The sequence below is a fragment of the Megamonas hypermegale genome (assembly GCF_900187035.1).
GTDB lineage: Bacteria > Bacillota > Negativicutes > Selenomonadales > Selenomonadaceae > Megamonas > Megamonas hypermegale.
Genome location: NZ_LT906446.1, coordinates 972,993 through 992,855 on the forward strand (window position 1 = coordinate 972,993; position 19,863 = coordinate 992,855).

Consider the following 19,863-nt stretch of genomic DNA (forward strand, 5'->3'; position numbering starts at 1 on the left):
ACTATGGCTAAAAGAAAAACTCTTTACGTTTGTCAAGAATGTGGTTATAGTGTGCCAAAATGGCTGGGCAAATGTCCCGGCTGTGGCAAATGGAATACACTTGTAGAGGAACTGGAAGAACCCAGTTCCTTTACTAATATAAACCGCAATTTCAGTTTAAATACAAATAAGACAAACTCTATCCCAAAACCGATAAAAACAATTGAAACAGAAGATTTACCTAGATTTTCCGCAGGCTCACCTGAAATGAACCGCGTATTAGGTGGTGGCATAATACCTGGCTCATTAGTGCTGATGGTAGGTGACCCTGGCGTTGGTAAATCAAGTTTGAATTTACGCATATGTGCATATGTAGCTAAAAAACACAAAGTTTTATACGTAACGGGCGAAGAAAGTTCCCGCCAAATTCGCATGCGCGCTGACCGCTTAAACGCATTAGATGACAATTTATATGTACTAAGTGAAACGGATTTAGAGCGCATTGAACGCCATGTATTAGAGCAAAAACCTGATTTACTCGTCATCGATTCCATTCAGACTATTTTTCGCCCCGACATTCAAAGTGCGCCTGGCAGTGTAAGCCAAGTCCGCGAATGTTCCGTCAATCTTTTGCGCATTGCCAAGCAAAATAATATAGCCATTTTTATAATTGGTCATGTTACAAAAGACGGTACACTCGCTGGTCCGCGTGTACTAGAACATATCGTCGATACAGTATTGTATTTCGAAGGTGAACGCAATGCTGAATACCGCGTTTTGCGCGCTGTAAAAAATCGTTTTGGCAATACAAATGAAATCGGCATTTTTGAAATGCGCGAAAATGGATTAGTTGATGTTCCCGATGCTTCAAAAATGTTTTTATCCGAACAAAATGATAACACTTCGGGAACTGTCATAATTCCTGCATTAGAAGGAACGCGTCCACTACTTGTAGAAATTCAAGCTCTTGTGGCACCAACGCCTTATGTTCCACCGCGCAGAACGTCTGACTCTATCGATATAAAAAAAATACAATTATTATTAGCTGTATTAGAAAAACGTGTTCATTTAAATATCGGCAGTTGTGATGTCTACGTTAAAGTGGCTGGTGGCATAAAAATAGATGACCCTGCTGTCGACCTCGCGCTATGCTGTGCCATGGCATCGAGTTTTCGCAACCAAAATATCAAACCACAAACCATTATTTTCGGTGAAGTGGGACTGGCTGGTGAAGTACGTTCTGTAAGCCAACCAGATATCAGAGTACGCGAAGCCATTCGCATGGGATTTACAAATATCATCTTGCCTGCTAAAAATTTAGACCGCCTAGAACATTCCTCTTCCAATGTACAAATTCATGGCGTTCGCTATTTAAGTGAAGCTTTAAAAATCGCATTTAATTTAGAGGTGTTTTATAATGAATACGATAATTCACCTCATAAAAAATAATGAAATTCCATTATTAACAGATTTTTTATATGAAGCTATCTTCATTCCCGATAATCAAACAGCCTTGCCTAGAACGATAATTCAAGAACCTACATTGTGGCGTTATATAAATAATTTTGGCAAAGAAAAAGATGATTTTTGCTTAGTTGCTCAAGTCGATAAATATATTGTAGGTGCCATTTGGACGCGGTGTATTCAAGGTTTTGGACATATAAATGACGCTACTCCAGAACTTGCCATGTCAATTTATCCCCAGTATCGAAGCAAAGGGATTGGCACTACTTTATTAAAAAATTTCTTAGATTTTTTACGACAAAAAAATTACACTCAAATTTCTCTATCAGTTCAAAAGAATAATTATGCTATTAATATGTACAAAAAAGCTGGTTTTAAAATTGTTTCAGAAGACCAATCTGAATGTATTATGACTTTATTTCTATAAAAATTATAATTTGATTAGATTTTATCAATCTGCATAGACATTTGTTTGTTATTTTAGTACAATAGTTTATATCATCTTAGAAAAGGGGGTTTAAGGACGACAGTGTTATTAGATAAAGTATTGAAATTTTTCATCACAGCATTTGCCGTAGTACTTGGTGCAACTTTATTGGAATTTGCCAGTCCACTTTTGGCTTTTATTATCAGCGCAGAATTCTTACAAATCAATTTGGACATTCTGGACATGACCATGATGAATGTCATATCTATTGTATTAGGAGGTGCCATTGGTGGAACGATTGGTTTTCTGATATCTCCATATTGCATAAGAAAACTTCGTCTTTTCTCCATTTGGGTAGAACATCAACTTAGTAAAACGCCAATTCATGATGTAGTTGCTGGTGTATGCGGCTTGGCTATCGGTCTTATTATTGCTAATCTTTTAGGCGTTGCTTTTTCCAGAATACCACTTATTGGGCCATACATTCCCATTATTTTTAGTATAGTATTCGGTTATCTAGGTCTTTATATTACTATAAAAAAACGCAACGATATTATTTCTATATTGCCAAATCGTAATAAAGATACTATTATTAAAGAAACACATAAAGCAGAACACGTTTCATCTGAAAAAAATAAGAAAAATCTTCCATCTTACAAATTACTTGATACAAGTGTAATCATTGATGGACGAATTGCTGATATATGTAAAACAGGCTTTATTGAAGGAACTCTTTTAATTCCAGTATTTGTTTTAGAAGAATTGCAATTTATTGCAGATTCATCTGATTTATTAAAACGTACTAGAGGTCGTCGCGGTCTTGATATCTTAAAGCGAATTCAAACAGAATTTGATATGCTTGTAGAAATAGACCATCATGATTATGATGATATTTCCGGCGTTGATTCTAAATTAATTCGTTTAGGACAGGAAATAGGCGCAAAAATCATCACTAACGATTTTAATTTAAATAAAGTCGCTGACCTCCAAGGCGTGCAAGTTCTCAATATTAATGAACTTGCTAATGCTATAAAACCTGTGGTCATTCCAGGTGAAACTATGGTAGTTACCATAGTCAAAGATGGTAAAGAACAAGGACAAGGCGTTGCATATTTAGATGATGGTACAATGATTGTTATTGAAAACGGACACAAACATCTCAATGAAACATTAGAGGTGGTTGTTACATCTGTGCTTCAAACATCAGCAGGACGCATGATTTTTGCTAAACCAAAATAAAACTATGAAAACGCTACGATATATTTCGTAGCGTCTTTTTTTTAAGGAGTGAATAGATAATGGTATCTGTTATTTTTCCCGCAGCAGGGCATGGTAAACGCATGGGGCTCGGCTTTAATAAAATTTTTACCGAACTTTCTGGTAAACCAATACTCATTCAGACTTTATTGACGTTTTCACGTTGCGATTGTGTTGATGAACTCATCATCGCTGTTGATGTAAATGAAATGGAAGTCATTCAAAAAGTTTTAAGCAAAATTCCTCGTTTAAAACCATATAAAATAGTAGCAGGTGGCAGCGAACGACAATATTCTGTATATAACGGTTTAATGGCAGTTAGTCCTGACGCTGATATTGTACTCGTACATGATGCCGCACGTCCACTAATTTCTGAAACAGTAATTCAAAATGTTGTAAATGAAGTAATGTTGTCCGGTGGTGCTGTATGTGCCGTTCCAGTAAAAGACACAACAGCTGAAATCAATGAAATGGGTTTTATTGAAAAAGTACCTGACCGTAATAAATTATGGGCTATCCAAACACCACAAGGATTTAAAAAAGAAATTTTAGTAGAAGCTCATAAAAAAGCCCAAGAAGACGATTTTCTCGGCACTGATGAAGCTAGCCTTGTTCGTCGTACTGGTCGTGCTGTAAAACTAGTCATGGGTTCTTATGATAATATTAAAGTTACGACTCCAACTGATTTATTGATGGCAGAAATGCTATTTAGTCATAAAACTGCTAAGCATGTCAAGTTTAAGATATCTTCATTATTCAGCGAAATTCTCGGTACAGTTCAAAAATAAAAATTTAATCTAAAATATTAATTATATTATTAGCACTTATTTATACTTTATATTTTTATAGCTTTATAAATATAATAGGAGGTTTTTTATGCGAGTTGGTATTGGTTATGATGTACACAAATTAGTAGAAAATCGTAAATTAATTTTAGGTGGTGTAGATATTCCTCACGAAAAAGGACTTCTCGGTCATTCTGATGCTGATGTACTGCTCCATGCAATTTCTGATGCACTGCTTGGCAGCGCAGCCCTTGGTGATATAGGCAAACATTTTCCTGATAGTGATGACCGATATAAAGGAATTTCCAGCCTTATCTTATTAAAACATGTCGGCGATTTATTAAATGAAAAAAATTATGCAGTAAATAACATTGATGCTACAATCGTTGCACAGCGACCAAAATTACTTCCTTATATAGAACAAATGCGCCAAAATGTCGCAACTACTTTAGACATTCCTTTAGAAGATGTCAATATCAAAGCGACTACAGAAGAACGTCTTGGCTTTACTGGTTCTGAAGAAGGTATATCATCTTACGCTGTTTGCACTATTAAAAAAATCAGCGAATGACTTAACAGCCTTGGTTTTTATGATATAATATAATTTGCTAATAAATTATACTGTAATCTCAAATATTTGGAGGTATTATTAATGTCTGAACAAATCAGAGTTAGATTTGCACCAAGCCCTACTGGCCCATTCCATATTGGTGGTGCTAGAAGTGCATTATTCAACTGGTTATTTGCCAGAAAATATCCTGACGGTAAATTAATCTTACGTATCGAAGATACAGATAGAGTACGTTCCACAAAAGAGTCTGAAGAAAATATCAAAGCTGCTTTAAAATGGCTTGGTATTACTTGGGACGAAGGAATTGATATCGGCGGTGAATACGGTCCATATCGCCAGACAGAACGTTTGGATATCTATAAAAAATTCACAGATAAACTCTTAGCTGAAGGCAAAGCATATTATTGCTATTGCACAGAAGAAGAAATCGAAGCTGAACGCCAAAAATTACGCGCAGAAAATAAAATGCCAATCTATGGTGGTCATTGCCGTAACCTTACACCAGAACAAATCGAAAAATACAAAGCTGAAGGCAGAAAACCTGTTATCCGTTTCCGCACTCCAGCTGACCAAAGCGTAAACTTCGATGATATGGTTCGTGGTAAAATGAGTTTTGACTCCAACGGTATTGGTGATTTCGTAATCGTAAAAGCTGATGGCATTCCTGTTTATAACTATGCTGTTGTCATCGATGATGCTTTAATGCACATTACTCATGTAATCCGTGCAGAAGAACATCTTTCCAATACACCACGCCAAGTTGTATTATATGAAGCACTCGGTTTCCCTGTGCCTAAATTCGGTCATATTTCCCTCATCTTAGGTAAAGACCATACAAAAATGAGTAAACGCCATGGCGCAACTTCCGTTGAACAATATAAAAACCTCGGTTATTTGCCAGAAGCAATCGTAAACTTCTTAGCATTACTCGGCTGGGCACCACAGAGCGAACAGGAAATCTTTACTATTGATGAATTAATTAAAGAATTCTCCATGGACCATGTAGCTAAAAATCCAGCAGTATTCGATATCGATAAATTAAACTGGATTAATGCTCAATACATGAAGAAACTTCCTGCTGAAAAAATCACTGAAATGGCTATTCCTCATTTAATCGAAAAAGGCTATATTTCAGAATCTCCAACAGGTGAAGAACTCGATAGATTAAATCGCTTCACTCAAGTTATTCGTGACCATTTAAGCTTTGCTGCTCAATATACAGATTTTGCAGACCTTTATTATAAAGATGATTTCTCTGTTGATAGCGAAGACTGCCAAACTGTATTAAAAGAAGAAACTGCTAATGAAGTTATTTCTTTATTCAAAGAAAAACTTTCCAGCATAGAAGAATTTACAGCAGAAAATATTCAGCCATTATTTAAACAAATCATGAAACAGTTTAAAGCTGAAAAAGGCATTAAAATCGGCGGTAAATCCGTATATATGCCAATTCGCGTTGCTTTAACTGGACAAATGCACGGCCCTGACCTTGCTGGTCTTGTAGAAGTTTTAGGCTATGACCGCGCTGTAAAACGTATTGAACAAACATTACAACATATGTAATAATATAATAAAATCAAAATAACCCAGCTTCAATGCTGGGTTATACATTATAGGCGGTGATGATTTGAGTTTTATATCGACTTTAAAAAAAGACATTCGTGTTGTTTTTGAACGTGACCCAGCAGCAAAAAATATCATTGAGGTATTACTGTGTTATCCTGGTCTTCATGCCATTTGGTTTTATCGTTTATCTCACTATTTTTACTGCAAAAAATGGGTAGTGTTACCGCGACTTATTTCTCATTTAGCCCGTTTCTTAACAGGCATTGAAATTCACCCTGGCGCACAAATAGGGCCTGGACTATTTATTGACCATGGTTCCGGTATCGTCATCGGTGAAACAACTATAATTGGCAAAAATGTTACCTTATATCAAGGCGTAACATTAGGTGGTACAGGCAAAGAAAAAGGCAAACGCCACCCAACTATCGGAAATAATGTCGTTGTAGCTTGTGGAGCTAAGGTTTTAGGCTCATTTACAGTCGGTGACCATGCCAAAATTGGCGCTGGTTCTGTCGTTGTAAAACCAGTCCCTGCCTATGCTACTGTTGTCGGCATTCCAGGACGTGTCATTCTAATCAAAGGCAAAAAACAAGAACAAGTACGCGATATTTCACCTAAAATGCGTGAATTAGCGGAAGAACTTGATGTCGACTTATCACATGATAAATTGCCAGACCCTGAACTTGATATGATTAAATCCCTATCACAACGCATTTCCGATTTACAGACACAATTGGATAACGTAAAAAAAGAATTGGAGGCTTCCAAGAAAAATGCTTAAAGTATATAATACCCTCACGAAACAAAAAGAAGAATTTAAACCACTAGTACCAGGACAAGTAAGCATCTATGTATGCGGTGTAACACCATACAATCATCCTCATATTGGCAATGCTCGTCCATTCGTTACTTGGGATGTTATTAAACGTTACTTCCGTCATCTTGGCTATAAAGTAAAACACATTCAAAACTTTACTGATGTAGATGATAAAATTATTCGCACTGCTAATGAACATGGTGTGCAATGGAGCGATGTTTCCGATAAATACATCAAATCTTATTTTGAAGTAATGGATAAACTCAACGTTCAACATGCAGATGTTTACCCAAGAGTTTCCCAGACTATGCCTGAAATCATCGATATGATTAAAGTTCTTGTAGAAAAAGGCTATGCTTATGAATTAGATGGTGACGTTTATTACAGCGTAGAAAAATTCAAAGGCTATGGCAAATTAAGCGGTCGTAAATTAGAAGATATGATGGCTGGTGCTCGCATCGAAGTAAACGAACGCAAACACAATCCAATGGACTTTGCACTTTGGAAAGCTGCAAAACCAGGTGAACCATTCTGGGAAAGCCCTTGGGGCAAAGGCCGTCCAGGTTGGCATATCGAATGCTCCACTATGTCTTTAAAATATCTTGGCAAAACTTTTGATTTCCATGGTGGTGGTAGCGATTTAATCTTCCCACATCATGAAAATGAAATTGCTCAATCTCAAGCTTATTGCGGTGATGAAAATAGCTTTGCTCGTTATTGGTTACACAATGGATTTATCACAATCAATCAAGAAAAAATGAGTAAATCCCTCGGCAATTTCTTCACTGTAAAAGAAATTCTCGATAAATATCCAGCAGAAGTATTGCGCTTCTTCATCGTTTCCACACATTATCGCAGCCCACTCGATTTCAGCGATGCTCGCCTTGATGAAGCAGCGTCTAGCCTTGCTCGTTTAAAAAATGCTCTCGATAATCTCAAAGAATTAGCAAAATTACCAGCTGATAATAATAATTCTGGTGCAAATTTAGCGCAAAAAGCAGATGAAGCTAAAAAAGGTTTCTATGAAGCAATGGATGATGATTTCAATACTGCTCTTGCTATTGCTAATATGTTTGATTTAGCAAAAGAAATCAATATCTATTACAATGAAGTAACATCTGGCAAAGTAGCTTGCGATAAAAATGCTGTAGATACGGCACTCGCTGTATTTGAAGAAATGGCTGATATCATCGGTATTTTAGCTGATAACAATGCTGCTGTTGATAATGCACTCGTTGATAATTTAATGAATCTCATCATTTCCATTCGCCAAGATGCTCGCAAAAATAAAAATTGGGCAGTAGCTGATAAAATTCGTGATGAATTAAAAGCTATCGGCATTACATTAGAAGATTCTCCTACAGGTGTTCGCTGGAAAAAATAATGAAATTTCAACAATACCAAAATCTGAAAAAAAATCTATTTCCTTTTAATGAACAAAACGTATTAAATGACCGCTACAAAAAAGAAGATATTAATCCAAGACAATTAAATCCACTAGTACTTGCCTATGTAGGTGATGCTTATTACCATTTGTACATTCGCACTCGCCTATTAAACTTTGAACAAGCACATGTTCATTTGCTCAATGATTTTAGCATGCAAATAGTATCTGCCACTTTTCAAGTACAAGCGTATGAAGCGATTAAAGATGAATTGACTGAAACTGAAAGTTATATCTTTAAGCGCGGAAAAAATGCTAAATCTCATGCTCCACGCGTTGCCTCTGTGCATGATTACCATATCAGCACAGGTTTTGAAGCAATTTTAGGGTATTTGTATTTGAACAATGAACAAAATCGTTTGGATTTTTTATGTGAACGCTCTTTTCTTCAAGTAGCAAAAAATATGTATCAAGCTCATCAACAATAGATTAACGCAATTAAAAAATAGCTGCCAATCTCTTTAAAATTGACAGCTATTTTTTTTTATAATATAATTAACTCTGTTGTATGCGCCCATAGTCTAGTGGATAAAACGTTGGCCTCCGGAGCCGAAAACGCAGGTTCGATTCCTGTTGGGCGCACCAAGGATTTTAGCCAATATTTGCTTTCTCTGACAAGTTATTAATATAAAATAAAAGCTGTAACAGTAAGTTTTTACTTAATTGTTACAGCTTTTATTATTATGGTAACGTTCTTATTTTATCAAGTGGCCAGAATATCAGAATAGCTTTACCTTTAATTAAATCAAATGGAACCATACCTACATCGGCAAAACGACTATCTTCTGAATTATTGCGGTTATCACCCATTACAAAGATATGTCCTTCTGGAACTGTAGCAAGTGGATAATCTCCTCTAGTCGTGCTTAAAATATACGGTTCATGTTGAAGTTCACCATTTACAAACACATGACCATCTTTTATTTCAATTGTATCACCAGGTACAGCGATTACGCGTTTGATAAAATCACGGCTTGGGTCGCTTGGATATTGGAATACTAAAATATCACCACGTTCTGGTGCATGAAATTTGTAAATAAATTTATTTACCACGAGTCGTTCTTGATTTTGTAAAGTAGGACGCATTGAAGGGCCATCTACTAAATACAACTCTACGACAAAATGGCGAATAAATAATGCCAATACAACAGCTATGGCTATAGAAATAGCCCAGTCTTTGATTTCGCTTCCCAACGATGACTCTTTTTTATCAGCCATGACTAAAATCCTCCTAGACTAAATAAATAACTAGCTATTACAACAAAAGGGACTTACCTTCAAGGCAGTCCCTTTTATTATATGATTAGCGTCTTTCTTTAATACGAGCAGCTTTACCAGTGAGGTTGCGGAGATAATAAAGTTTAGCTCTGCGAACAATACCTCTACGAACTACATCGATTTTTGCAAGGCGTGGGGAATGTACAGGGAAAGTACGTTCAATACCAACACCATAAGAAATTCTTCTTACTGTGAAGTTTTCACGTACGCCAGAACCCTGACGAGCGATAACAACGCCTTCGAACATCTGAATACGTTCGTTGGAACCTTCAACTACTTTTACATGTACACGTACAGTATCACCAGGGATGAATTTAGGGATATCGTTACGTAACTGTTCTTGTTCTAAAACCTGAATAATATTCATTTATTTTTCCTCCTTAATTCAGACGTTCATGTCGGACTTGCCGTATAGAGGACCGTCTGTTGCATACTCGACTATTTTATCATATCTAAAAAATCTATGCAATGATATTTTGAGAAAAATTTATCTGTTTTCTTGAAAAAAATATGCTTTCCTACTATTATATATAGTATATAAATAAAATAGGAAGATACTGTCTTGACTTATAGTAAACTTCATATACTATAATTTAAAATAAACAAAAAATTTACAATACATTTTAGAAAGGTATGACATATATACATGAACCGTAGAGATTTTATTTTAAATGGCTTAAAACTTGGCGGTCTTTTATTAGCCGGAGGAAGTATTTCCACGCTTGCCAATTTGATAAATCCAGATAAAGTTAAAGCAGCAGACTATACTTTATATGCTTCTGATTTACCAATTGTAGAAAATTATTTTAATTTCACTTCATTATCCGAACGAAGATTAACTAATCAAATCATAATCCATCATTCAGCCACAACAGGTGATGATGTATCTGCCGCCGATATCCATCGCATGCATTTGCAAAATGGCTGGTCAGGTATTGGCTACCATATGTTTATTCGAAAAAGTGGTTTGATTGAAACAGGTCGTCCTTTAGCTGATATTGGTGCTCATACATATCAACACAACAATAACAGCATTGGCATTTGCCTAGCAGGTAACTTCAACAACGAAATGCCAACTGATATGCAAATGGCATCTGCTAGCAAATTAATCGGACTGCTCTGTCAAATGTACAGCTTAAGTCCTAATGAAGGCACAATATTTGGCCATCGTGATTTTAATGCTACAGCTTGCCCAGGCGAAAATCTATATGCAGATTTATATTATTTGCGTCAAACAGCATCTAATTTCATCTAAATCAATACAAAAAAGGCAGACATAAAAATATGTCTGTCTTTTTTATTTACTATTAAATTAATCTATAGCTGCAAAAGCTTTATCAAGGTCAGCTAAAATATCTTCAACATCTTCAAGTCCTACGGAGAAACGAACCATACCGCTGTTGATACCAGCAGCTACAAGCTGTTCATCAGTAAGCTGGCGATGAGTTTCACTTGCTGGATGAAGTACGCAAGTGCGAATATCTGCAACGTGAACTTCATTAGATGCAAGGCTAAGTGCGTCCATGAATTTAACAGCGTTAGCTTTGCCACCTTTTATAACGAAAGTGATAACACCACTGCAACCTTTTAAATATTTTTTAGCAAGTGCATGGCATTTATCATTTTCAAGTCCTGGATACATAACGCTTTCTACTTTATCATTAGCTTCTAAATATTTTGCTACAGTTAAAGCATTTTCACAATACTGTTTCATACGAACTGCTAAAGTTTCCAAACCTAAATTGAGTAAAAATGCGGAATGAGCTGCTGGATAGCAACCAAAATCACGCATGAGTTGCATTCTTGCTTTTAAGATATAAGCCATTTTGCCATATTCTTTTACATAAGAAAGTCCATGATAAGATTCATCTGGTTCAACGAGTTCAGGGAAGTTGCCATTGCTCCAGTCAAATTTACCACTATCAACGATTACACCGCCGATTTGTAAAGCATGTCCATCCATGTATTTACTTGTAGAATGTGTTACAATATCTGCACCAAATTCAAATGGTTTGCATAAAATTGGTGTAGCAAATGTATTATCTACGATAAGAGGTACACCGTGTTTATGGGCAATTTTAGCAAAACGTTCAATATCAAAAACACTGAGTGCAGGGTTAGCGATAGTTTCACCAAAAACAGCTTTTGTATTTGGTTTAAATGCAGCTTCAATTTCTTCATCAGTTGCTTCTTCGCCAACAAAAATACATTCAATGCCGAGTTTTTTCAAAGTAAAACCGAATAAATTTATTGTACCACCATAAATTTGAGTTGTACTGATAAAGCTATCACCAGCACGACAGATATTTAAAATAGCGAGTAAGTTAGCAGCTTGACCAGAAGTTGTGCACATAGCAGCAACGCCACCTTCAAGTTCTGCTATTTTTTGTTCAACTGCCATAACAGTAGGATTAGCAAAGCGAGAATAAATAAGTGCTTTTGTTGGGTCATCAAATACAGCAGCTACATCATCAGTGGAGTCAAAAACATATGTAGTGCTTTGTACGATAGGTACAACTCTTGGTTCTGTATTTTTAGGATGATAGCCTGAATGCAGGCATTTTGTAGCATCTTTCATTAAAAAAATTCCTCCTTGGAAAACAACTATACCTACTATTATAATCTAAAATAGCTAATTTATAAAGTAGTAATAGACAAAATTTATGTTTATTAAAATTTATCTGTAATCATGTAATAAAATTACAGAAAAAAAAACTGTAATAAGATAAAATTACCTATTACAGCTTTTAACTTCATTTTTAATTATCTTTTGAAGATATATATTTAATTATGCCAAAACCTAATACAAGTGCTACAAGGCAAATGATTATTTCCCTGCCTGTCGGTATACCTGGATAAAGTTCTAGCAAAGAGCCAAGGATAAAGCCGAGAATTATCAAAAATGTTGGACGCGGATATTCATTCATACATTTTTCCAATAATTTAGTAGTCAATAAAATTCCTGCAACGAGTCCAACACCAATCGGCACTAAAAATGGCAGATAAAAAGTCGAAGCAGCGCGCATAGTTTCATCGTACAAACCTAAAAGCAACAGCATATACGATACGCTTATACCAGGCAATACAAGTGCTATAGCCGCAATAAAACCTGCTATTATCAATAAGAAATACGTTATCCAGCTAGTTCCTTCATTAGCGCTAACACTGCTAATCGGTGTCATTTCAAAAATGAACACAACTAAAAAACCAAGTGCAATGTAAATCGGCATTGTCCAAGAAAACTTTTTAATCTGCGCTTGTTTAAAGATGAGCGGTATACTACCAGCTACAGCTCCCATAAAAAAGTACAACATAGGCATTGGATACGTTTCAATCAAATGAAGTATCGGTTTGGAAAACGATACTATTCCTAATAGTGAACCTGCTAAAAACACAGCTAAGAAAAAGAAATTCCTAACTTTGTCTTTCATAAAAGAGCTAACCGCAGAGATTAGCTTTGCATAAATGCCGAGTATCATTGCCATTGAACCGCCGCTCACACCAGGAACAAGCATGGTACTGCCGACAATCAAACTCTTGCCAAAAGTTACAACATAATGTTTCATAGGATATATACTTTCCTTTCTACTCTATAAAATAAAATTATATATAAAAAAAGACATAGCTAATGCTAATAGTTATGTCTTTTTATAAACTTTTTGCTTTATTTATCACATGGTTTTTAATATCTCAATAAAATCTTGTCTTGTCTCTGCCATGTTAAATTTCTGTCGCAATTTAGCACTATTTGGTAAACCATGTGTATACCATGTAGCGTGTTTTCGCATTTCGCGCGGACCGATATAATCGCCTTTCCATTTTAAGAGCATATCAAGATGTTCTAAAATGACGCCACGGCGTTCGTCCATCGTTGGTTCTCCCGGGTCTACGCCAGTGAAAAGAAATTCTTTAAAACGGCGGAATATCCACGGATTGCCCTGTGCCCCACGCCCAATCATTACAGCATCACAACCAGTTCGCGCAAAAATATTTTTTAAATCTTGACACGTTCTGACATCGCCGTTACCAATTACTGGGATATCTACTGCATTTTTTACTTCTTTAATTATATCCCAATCAGCATGACCGCGATAAAATTCTTCACGCGTTCTGCCATGTACAGCTACTGCATCAAGCCCTGCTTTTTGCGCTAACTGTGCCATTTCCACTACATTGCAATGTTCACTGTCCCAGCCCTTGCGCATTTTGACAGTTACTGGCATATTTTTAACCGCTTCACGCGCTGCACACATAATCTCATATGCAAGCGATGGATTTTTCATGAGCGCTGAACCTTCATTATTGCGCACGATTTTTGGAGCAGGACAGCCCATATTTATATCAATGATATCACAACAGTTTAAAGAAGCTACGTATTCAGCCGCTTTGTACATGCGTTCTGGACTACTGCTAAAAAGCTGAATTGCCATCGGTCTTTCCTCTGGCACTGTCTTTAGCATTTCTAAAGTGCGTTCATTGCGAAAATTAATTCCCTGGTCGCTGACCATTTCTGAATACACCAATCCACAACCCATTCGACGAGCTAATATACAATAAGCCGTATCCGTAACACCTGCCATCGGTGCCAAAAATACTGGAGTGATTATTTCAAGATTTCCTATTTTCATAAGTTAGTATTAGACTGTGTAGCTTTTTGTGCTTTTAGTCTTTCAAGGTACCCCCTTCTAGCAATAGCATTGCGTTCATACAATACACGCAAGCCTGTCAAAGTTAGAAAATGGTCTGTTTTATCAATTGTAGAAGATTCTTTTGCAATCATGCGTGCTAATCCGCCAGTTGCAATAACCTTCATGTCTTTGCCGTATTCTTTTTTAATTCTATCTACAATTCCATCAATCTGACCTACAGCACCAAAAATAATACCAGACTGCATATTTGTAATAGTATTATGGCAAATTACTGTTTTTGGTGTAACGAGTTCAATACGTGGCAAATTAGCGGCTTTTTGGAACAGTGCATCTGCTGACATGCCAATACCAGGAGCGATTACCCCGCCTAAAAAATCACCTTTTTCATTTACTACATCAAAAGTAGTAGCCGTACCGATATCTATTACAATCAAAGGGCCACCATATTGTTCAAATGCACCTACAACATTTACAATACGGTCAGCACCTAAAAGGCGCGGATTTTCATATACAAGTCTGATACCTGTTTTTATACCAGGGCCAACAAGTAATGGTCTTATTTTAAAATAACGTTCACACATTTTGCTAAGTGGAATAACAAGTGGTGGTACTACAGATGAAATGATTATATCATCTATATCGCTCATATTTATTCCTTGAAAACGAAACAGCTCATTTATCAGCATACCATACTCATCGCCGGTCTTTTGTCGGTCGGTGGAAATTCGCCAATGGTAGCATAATTTTTTTCCTTCATATGCACCCATAACAATGTTGCTGTTGCCAATATCAAAAACTAATAGCATTTTATCCTCCATCTGTGAGTTTAGCGGCTCATCTAGGTCTTATTGATACATCGCCTGCTAACACACGTTTTATTTGTCCATTTATTTCAACAAGTAATGCACCATCATCATCAATATCCATAGCTCTTCCATATGTAATATCTTTTCCACTGATTACTTTTATATCTTGATTTAATGTAATTGAATATCTTCGCCATTCATCAAGAATTGGTGCAAAATCATGCCTCTGTGCCATTATATATAATTGTTCTAAATGATACAAGACTTTATTTAAAAGTTTTAAACGAGAAACCTGTTTTTTAGTTATTTGACTTAAAGAAGTTACAATATCTCTGATATCTTCTGGCAAATCTTCTTTTTCTATATTTACATCAATACCAATGCCTATAATAATATAGTTGATACGTTCCATTTCCGCACTTATTTCTGTTAAGATGCCAACTAATTTTTTACCCTCGTATAAAACATCATTTGGCCATTTTATGCCCACTTTAACGCCTGTAACATCTTCTATAGCGCGTGCTACAGCCACAGCCGCCATTAAAGTACATTTTGGCGCTTCCTGTGGTAAAAAATCTGGACGTAAGATAGCAGAAAACCAAATACCTTTATATTTAGGGCAAAAAAATGAACGCGATAATCTACCTTTGCCACCGCATTGTTCTTCACTGATTACAATAGCACCATCAGGTGCTCCTTGCATTGCAAATTTTTTAGCTTGATTATTTGTAGAATCTGTTGTTGTAAAATATTTAATTTCTGAACCTAAAATCTTAGTAGATAAAGTATTTTTTACTTCTTCAGCCGATAATAAATCAGGTGAATTAAGTAAACGATATCCATTTCTCGGTACACTTTCAATATCGTAGCCACTATCACGCAAAGCTTTTATATGTTTCCAAATGGCAGTACGCGATACATTCAATGTCTCTGCCAAATATTCTCCCGATAAAAAATTATCACCGGCTTGTTTTAACAAATTTAAAATTTTAGAACGCATTACACAGCCAGCCTCTCTTCTTTAAAATTAAACATTTACTATATAATATCTTATGCAGACAATATACGCAAGAAAATAGATAAATTTTTACCAAAAAAAGGATTTTTCTTATCCTGTCGCTAATTATAATATACAAAAGATATAAATTAATATTAAATAATTATAAATTGGAGATGATTTTTATGATGTCATTAAATTTTCAAGCGCCAAAACATGAAAAACTGCTCATGGCTCGCAAAAAAAATTGTACTGTTCGTTTAGGTGATGTTCGCAAGCAATATCCTGAAAGTTCTATCGTATGGATTACTACTGGCAAAAAATATGATGTAAAAAAAAGATTATACACTGCTTTTATCGATAAAGTACGTGTAAAAAAATTCTCCGAATTGACTTCTGCTGACTTAGGCCATCAAAATCCAGAAATAGATACTATCGAAGGATTACGCCTCGATTTTGAAGAAATTTACAAACGTCGCATTACTCTTGATGATATCGTTACTGTAATTTATTTCTCTGAAGTTCTTTAATCTAGCTTAAAACAAATGACCTTTAATAGTTATACAAAAACTACTAAAGGTCATTTTTCATACTAAAATACAATTAAAAATAATTCCTATATAAATTTTAAATACTTGATGTATTATTCTTTCAAAACTTGTTTGATTAAAAATTCACTTTTAGGAAGCCAAAACTGCACAAGTGGACCAGTTAAAAATGCTGCTATCACTGTACCCACACCTACAGTACCACCTAAGATATAACCTAAAATGACAAAGAATAAATCACATGTCATGCGCACCCAGCGAAATTGAAATTTTTGTAATTTATCTGTCAAAATAATAGCTATCAAATCATTAGGGCCAGTACCTGCATTGCTCTTGATTACAATGGACATGCCAATGGATAACCTAAAATCATAGCTACAATACGCCATGGCAAAATAGAATCAGCATTTACAATATCGCCTAAAAGCCAAGTAAAAAAGTCAATGATAGGACCACCGCAAAAAGCACATAAAATAGTACCAGGTTTTACATAACCTTTCGTAGTAAGAAGCATTATCACCAATAAGATACATAAGACAATAACATGAAATGTCCCAACTGTTAAATTAAATGTTCGAGCTAATCCTTGAATAAATACAGTGAATGTATCAGTGCCAAGCTCAGATAATAAAAATAAAGAAATCCCTAAATGGGCAATGATTAAACCCAGTAACAATATACTGAGTGCTATAATCCAATTTTTTAAACTTCGTTTTGAAGTATCACTTGCAAATGTAGACATAAAAACCTCTTTATATAATATATTAATTTTACATTTCTTCGGGATATACTAAATTCCATTCACGGCGCAATTTAGTCATGATATCCATTACATCTTTCGTATAGGCAAATTGCAAAAGTTCAGTTTGTCCTTGCAAAATTGCTTTTTCCATATCTTCCATTTCATATTGAAGAGCTTTTTTTGTATCACCTAAAATTATTTCCTGTTTTTCGCCTGTAACAGCATCAGTAATTACAGCTTTATTAGCACGAGGAAATTTCATGATTTCAATATACGCTTTTTCACAACTAATCATGGCTCTTTTTGGCTGTTTAGAATGAAGCGATAAAGCAATTGTAGCCATTTGATTATTTTCATTCATCAATAAAATAGTGGCTTGCTCATCAACACCTGTAGGTGCTGGAAGCATTTGACTTAAAATCTTAGTCGGTTTACTTTGCATAAAACTGCGCGTAATACTGAGAGCATATACACCAATATCCAACAATGCACCGCCAGCTAAATTCTTATTGAAAAATCTGTTTTTCATATCATAATCTTTAAAGCTACCAAAATTTATAGTAATCATCTGCACTTTGCCAAATTCATTATTATGTATCATTTCCCATAATTTTTTATAAATAGGCATATGCCAAATAGTCATAGCTTCAGCTAAGATTAAATTATTTTTTTGCGCGAGCTTTACACATTCATCTAATTCATCACTGTTTAAAGTAATGGATTTTTCCACAAATAAATGTTTATGATTTTCAAGTGCTTTTTTCATAAAAGGATAATGTGTATTATGTGGTGTAGTTAAATAAATGATATCAACCTCAGGGTCAGTGAAAATATCCTGGAAATCATCATAAACCTTCTCAATGCCGTATTTTTCAGCAAAATCAACTGCTTTGCTATGTGTGCGATTGCCAACTGCATAAAGCTTTTTGCCCATATTTTGTAGAGCTTGTGCCATCTCATTGGCAATTACGCCTACACCTAAAACAGCCCAATTTAATTCTTTAGTACTTGTCATTAAAATCAGCCTCCTCAAAATATTTTTATTAACATTATAAAAAAAATGCCCTCCTAAAGAAATAACAATCTATTTTTAATCATAAATTTATTTTTCCATTAAATCTGAAGTACAATGAGCACATTTTACAGCATCATACGGTATTTGAGATTTACAAAATGGGCAAATCTTTGTTTTTGGCGGTTCTTTTGGAATGGGAATTAACTTGTTAAGCTGTTTAATCAAACAAAATACTACAAATGCCAAGATTAAAAATTGTAGAAAATCTGTCAAAAACGCTCCATAGGCAAAAACAGCTCCCGCTTTTTTAGCAGTTTCAAGGTCAGCACCTTGCGCTGAAAGAACATAAGAAGCTTTTGTAAGTGGCAAATACATATTATTGAAATCAATGCCACCTGTGAATATGCTGATTATCGGCATGATTAAATTTTTTACAATCGAATTTACCAAACTCGTAAATGCTGCACCAATAATCATACCAACAGCTAAATCAATCATATTGCCTTTAAAGGCAAATTTCTTAAACTCATTAAAAAAATTTTTCATGATAATACCTTTCTAAAATGATTTATACGATTTTGTGCTCTAAATAAATTATATCTTTTAGCTTTAAAATCCTTCAATTAATAAAAAATATCTTCAAATTTTATAAATTTCGTCAGTTTTTCATAAAAATTTACCAGCTAAAGCCTTTATTTTAAAGGCTTTTTGAACAAAATCAAATAAACTAAAAAAAATTTTAAAAAAGTTGTTGACAAAACTATACCATATGGATATAATAATACATGTCGCTGATACAGCGAAGCAAAAAAACAAGTCAAATGCGGAAATAGCTCAGTGGTAGAGCACCACCTTGCCAAGGTGGGGGTCGCGAGTTCGAGCCTCGTTTTCCGCTCCAGACGGCGACATAGCCAAGCGGTAAGGCAGAGGTCTGCAAAACCTTTATTCCCCAGTTCGATTCTGGGTGTCGCCTCCAAACGAATATAACGGCACTGTGTAAATGCACAGTGCTTTTTTTGTATCTCAATATAAATATAATTGATAAAATATTTTTCGAGGTGATTTTATGCGCAAACGCGGTTTTGAAATAATTTCTACGTACAAAGATAAAAATATAAATCTGCCTAGTCGCAAAACAGCAAAATCCGCTGGTTACGATTTAGAAGCTGGCACTGATGTATTGATTGAAGCTGGCAAAACAGCTATCATTCCTACTGGTTTAAAAGCGTATATGCTAGATGATGAATACTTAGGCATACACATTCGCTCTAGTTTAGCTTTTAAAAAACATTTAAACTTAATAAATGCACAAGGCATCATTGACGCTGATTATTATAATAATCCCGACAATGAAGGTCATATCATGATTGGCATTATAAACTTCGGAACAGAAGATGTACAAATAAAAAAAGGCATGCGCATTGCTCAAGCAATCTTTTATAAATTTTTGACAGTTGATGACGAAATCCTTGATGATACAATTCGCCAAGGTGGATTTGGTTCAACAGGAGAATAATT

Annotated in this window: 21 protein-coding genes, 3 tRNA genes and 1 pseudogene; 15 read left to right on the plus strand and 10 right to left on the minus strand. The window is 35.2% G+C overall.

Annotated elements, in window-relative coordinates:
* The first annotated feature begins 3 nt into the window (after positions 1-3).
* The 10 genes from radA to CKV65_RS04615 all read left to right on the plus strand — a co-directional run bounded on the left by radA (position 4) and on the right by CKV65_RS04615 (position 8,895).
* Complete coding sequence (gene radA, locus CKV65_RS04570; protein ID WP_051177653.1) at positions 4-1,428, plus strand: DNA repair protein RadA; 1,425 nt, start codon at positions 4-6, stop codon at positions 1,426-1,428.
* Positions 1,397-1,870, plus strand: coding sequence for a GNAT family N-acetyltransferase (locus CKV65_RS04575; protein WP_027890780.1), 474 nt, complete (start codon positions 1,397-1,399; stop codon positions 1,868-1,870). Before radA ends, CKV65_RS04575 begins: the two co-directional genes overlap by 32 nt.
* Before the next feature lie 102 nt (positions 1,871-1,972).
* Entirely contained in the window at positions 1,973-3,109 is a 1,137-nt protein-coding gene (locus CKV65_RS04580; RefSeq protein ID WP_027890781.1) for a PIN/TRAM domain-containing protein, read from the plus strand.
* A 59-nt stretch (positions 3,110-3,168) separates the two neighbouring features.
* Positions 3,169-3,915, plus strand: a complete 747-nt coding sequence (gene ispD, locus CKV65_RS04585; protein ID WP_027890782.1) for a 2-C-methyl-D-erythritol 4-phosphate cytidylyltransferase — start codon at positions 3,169-3,171, stop codon at positions 3,913-3,915.
* Positions 3,916-4,003: 88 nt separating this feature from the next.
* On the plus strand, positions 4,004-4,483 hold the full coding sequence (gene ispF / locus CKV65_RS04590) for a 2-C-methyl-D-erythritol 2,4-cyclodiphosphate synthase (protein WP_027890783.1): 480 nt from the start codon (positions 4,004-4,006) through the stop codon (positions 4,481-4,483).
* Positions 4,484-4,564: 81 nt separating this feature from the next.
* On the plus strand, positions 4,565-6,046 hold the full coding sequence (gene gltX / locus CKV65_RS04595; RefSeq protein WP_027890784.1) for a glutamate--tRNA ligase: 1,482 nt from the start codon (positions 4,565-4,567) through the stop codon (positions 6,044-6,046).
* Positions 6,047-6,110: 64 nt separating this feature from the next.
* Positions 6,111-6,830: a serine O-acetyltransferase gene (gene cysE, locus CKV65_RS04600; RefSeq protein WP_027890785.1), complete on the plus strand. Its 720-nt coding sequence runs from the start codon at positions 6,111-6,113 to the stop codon at positions 6,828-6,830.
* Entirely contained in the window at positions 6,823-8,250 is a 1,428-nt protein-coding gene (gene cysS / locus CKV65_RS04605) for a cysteine--tRNA ligase (RefSeq protein WP_027890786.1), read from the plus strand. Before cysE ends, cysS begins: the two co-directional genes overlap by 8 nt.
* A complete protein-coding gene (locus tag CKV65_RS04610) occupies positions 8,250-8,738 on the plus strand; it encodes a Mini-ribonuclease 3 (protein ID WP_027890787.1) in 489 nt (162 codons plus the stop codon). The genes cysS and CKV65_RS04610 overlap by 1 nt, the downstream gene beginning before the upstream one ends.
* 82 nt (positions 8,739-8,820) lie before the next feature.
* Positions 8,821-8,895 (plus strand) — tRNA-Arg (locus CKV65_RS04615).
* A gap of 96 nt (positions 8,896-8,991) precedes the next feature.
* Here the strand turns inward: CKV65_RS04615 and lepB are convergent.
* On the minus strand, positions 8,992-9,528 hold the full coding sequence (gene lepB / locus CKV65_RS04620; RefSeq protein ID WP_027890788.1) for a signal peptidase I: 537 nt from the start codon (positions 9,526-9,528) through the stop codon (positions 8,992-8,994).
* An 85-nt stretch (positions 9,529-9,613) separates the two neighbouring features.
* Positions 9,614-9,955 (minus strand): 50S ribosomal protein L19, encoded by a 342-nt coding sequence (gene rplS / locus CKV65_RS04625; protein WP_027890789.1) that lies wholly within the window; start codon positions 9,953-9,955, stop codon positions 9,614-9,616.
* 279 nt (positions 9,956-10,234) lie between these two features.
* Between rplS and CKV65_RS04630 the strand changes: the two genes are divergently transcribed.
* Positions 10,235-10,843, plus strand: a complete 609-nt coding sequence (locus tag CKV65_RS04630; protein ID WP_027890790.1) for an N-acetylmuramoyl-L-alanine amidase — start codon at positions 10,235-10,237, stop codon at positions 10,841-10,843.
* A 57-nt stretch (positions 10,844-10,900) separates the two neighbouring features.
* Here the strand turns inward: CKV65_RS04630 and CKV65_RS04635 are convergent, their stop codons facing one another.
* The 5 genes from CKV65_RS04635 to CKV65_RS04655 all read right to left on the minus strand — a co-directional run bounded on the left by CKV65_RS04635 (position 10,901) and on the right by CKV65_RS04655 (position 16,043).
* Positions 10,901-12,166, minus strand: coding sequence for an O-acetylhomoserine aminocarboxypropyltransferase/cysteine synthase family protein (locus CKV65_RS04635; protein WP_027890791.1), 1,266 nt, complete (start codon positions 12,164-12,166; stop codon positions 10,901-10,903).
* A gap of 181 nt (positions 12,167-12,347) precedes the next feature.
* The gene (locus CKV65_RS04640; protein WP_027890792.1) at positions 12,348-13,154 is read right to left on the minus strand and encodes a DUF368 domain-containing protein; all 807 of its coding nucleotides are present in this window, start codon (positions 13,152-13,154) and stop codon (positions 12,348-12,350) included.
* 105 nt (positions 13,155-13,259) lie between these two features.
* On the minus strand, positions 13,260-14,216 hold the full coding sequence (gene dusB / locus CKV65_RS04645; RefSeq protein ID WP_027890793.1) for a tRNA dihydrouridine synthase DusB: 957 nt from the start codon (positions 14,214-14,216) through the stop codon (positions 13,260-13,262).
* Positions 14,213-15,043 carry a type III pantothenate kinase gene (locus tag CKV65_RS04650; RefSeq protein ID WP_051177654.1) on the minus strand — a complete coding sequence of 277 codons (831 nt, stop codon included), beginning with the start codon at positions 15,041-15,043 and terminating at the stop codon, positions 14,213-14,215. Before CKV65_RS04650 ends, dusB begins: the two co-directional genes overlap by 4 nt.
* A 28-nt stretch (positions 15,044-15,071) precedes the next feature.
* Positions 15,072-16,043, minus strand: a complete 972-nt coding sequence (locus tag CKV65_RS04655; protein WP_027890794.1) for a biotin--[acetyl-CoA-carboxylase] ligase — start codon at positions 16,041-16,043, stop codon at positions 15,072-15,074.
* 182 nt (positions 16,044-16,225) lie between these two features.
* On the opposite strand from CKV65_RS04655, the gene CKV65_RS04660 reads away from it, so the two are divergent.
* Entirely contained in the window at positions 16,226-16,570 is a 345-nt protein-coding gene (locus CKV65_RS04660) for an ASCH domain-containing protein (RefSeq protein ID WP_027890795.1), read from the plus strand.
* 113 nt (positions 16,571-16,683) lie between these two features.
* Here the strand turns inward: CKV65_RS04660 and CKV65_RS11025 are convergent.
* The 3 genes and pseudogenes from CKV65_RS11025 to mscL all read right to left on the minus strand — a co-directional run bounded on the left by CKV65_RS11025 (position 16,684) and on the right by mscL (position 18,891).
* Positions 16,684-17,330, minus strand: a pseudogene (locus CKV65_RS11025) (YczE/YyaS/YitT family protein).
* 28 nt (positions 17,331-17,358) lie between these two features.
* Entirely contained in the window at positions 17,359-18,345 is a 987-nt protein-coding gene (locus CKV65_RS04670) for a Gfo/Idh/MocA family protein (RefSeq protein ID WP_027890796.1), read from the minus strand.
* 87 nt (positions 18,346-18,432) lie between these two features.
* Positions 18,433-18,891: a large conductance mechanosensitive channel protein MscL gene (gene mscL / locus CKV65_RS04675; RefSeq protein WP_027890797.1), complete on the minus strand. Its 459-nt coding sequence runs from the start codon at positions 18,889-18,891 to the stop codon at positions 18,433-18,435.
* Positions 18,892-19,168: 277 nt separating this feature from the next.
* On the opposite strand from mscL, the gene CKV65_RS04680 reads away from it, so the two are divergent.
* From CKV65_RS04680 to dut, 3 genes are all read left to right on the plus strand, one after another.
* Positions 19,169-19,243: transfer RNA gene (locus CKV65_RS04680), tRNA-Gly, on the plus strand.
* 3 nt (positions 19,244-19,246) lie between these two features.
* Positions 19,247-19,321: transfer RNA gene (locus tag CKV65_RS04685), tRNA-Cys, on the plus strand.
* 90 nt (positions 19,322-19,411) lie between these two features.
* Entirely contained in the window at positions 19,412-19,861 is a 450-nt protein-coding gene (dut, locus tag CKV65_RS04690) for a dUTP diphosphatase (RefSeq protein ID WP_027890798.1), read from the plus strand.
* Positions 19,862-19,863: the final 2 nt, after the last annotated feature.

Excerpts from the sequence above, each read along its gene's own strand:
- radA (WP_051177653.1), top strand. The coding sequence starts at position 4 with ATGGCTAAAAGAAAAACTCTTTACGTTTGTCAAGAATGTGGTTATAGT.
- CKV65_RS04575 (WP_027890780.1), top strand. The coding sequence starts at position 1,397 with ATGAATACGATAATTCACCTCATAAAAAATAATGAAATTCCATTATTA.
- ispD (WP_027890782.1), top strand. The coding sequence starts at position 3,169 with ATGGTATCTGTTATTTTTCCCGCAGCAGGGCATGGTAAACGCATGGGG.
- ispF (WP_027890783.1), top strand. The coding sequence starts at position 4,004 with ATGCGAGTTGGTATTGGTTATGATGTACACAAATTAGTAGAAAATCGT.
- gltX (WP_027890784.1), top strand. The coding sequence starts at position 4,565 with ATGTCTGAACAAATCAGAGTTAGATTTGCACCAAGCCCTACTGGCCCA.
- cysS (WP_027890786.1), top strand. The coding sequence starts at position 6,823 with ATGCTTAAAGTATATAATACCCTCACGAAACAAAAAGAAGAATTTAAA.
- CKV65_RS04610 (WP_027890787.1), top strand. The coding sequence starts at position 8,250 with ATGAAATTTCAACAATACCAAAATCTGAAAAAAAATCTATTTCCTTTT.
- lepB (WP_027890788.1), bottom strand. The coding sequence starts at position 9,528 with ATGGCTGATAAAAAAGAGTCATCGTTGGGAAGCGAAATCAAAGACTGG.
- rplS (WP_027890789.1), bottom strand. The coding sequence starts at position 9,955 with ATGAATATTATTCAGGTTTTAGAACAAGAACAGTTACGTAACGATATC.
- CKV65_RS04630 (WP_027890790.1), top strand. The coding sequence starts at position 10,235 with ATGAACCGTAGAGATTTTATTTTAAATGGCTTAAAACTTGGCGGTCTT.
- CKV65_RS04635 (WP_027890791.1), bottom strand. The coding sequence starts at position 12,166 with ATGAAAGATGCTACAAAATGCCTGCATTCAGGCTATCATCCTAAAAAT.
- CKV65_RS04640 (WP_027890792.1), bottom strand. The coding sequence starts at position 13,154 with ATGAAACATTATGTTGTAACTTTTGGCAAGAGTTTGATTGTCGGCAGT.
- dusB (WP_027890793.1), bottom strand. The coding sequence starts at position 14,216 with ATGAAAATAGGAAATCTTGAAATAATCACTCCAGTATTTTTGGCACCG.
- CKV65_RS04650 (WP_051177654.1), bottom strand. The coding sequence starts at position 15,043 with ATGCTATTAGTTTTTGATATTGGCAACAGCAACATTGTTATGGGTGCA.
- CKV65_RS04655 (WP_027890794.1), bottom strand. The coding sequence starts at position 16,043 with ATGCGTTCTAAAATTTTAAATTTGTTAAAACAAGCCGGTGATAATTTT.
- CKV65_RS04660 (WP_027890795.1), top strand. The coding sequence starts at position 16,226 with ATGATGTCATTAAATTTTCAAGCGCCAAAACATGAAAAACTGCTCATG.
- CKV65_RS04670 (WP_027890796.1), bottom strand. The coding sequence starts at position 18,345 with ATGACAAGTACTAAAGAATTAAATTGGGCTGTTTTAGGTGTAGGCGTA.
- mscL (WP_027890797.1), bottom strand. The coding sequence starts at position 18,891 with ATGAAAAATTTTTTTAATGAGTTTAAGAAATTTGCCTTTAAAGGCAAT.
- dut (WP_027890798.1), top strand. The coding sequence starts at position 19,412 with ATGCGCAAACGCGGTTTTGAAATAATTTCTACGTACAAAGATAAAAAT.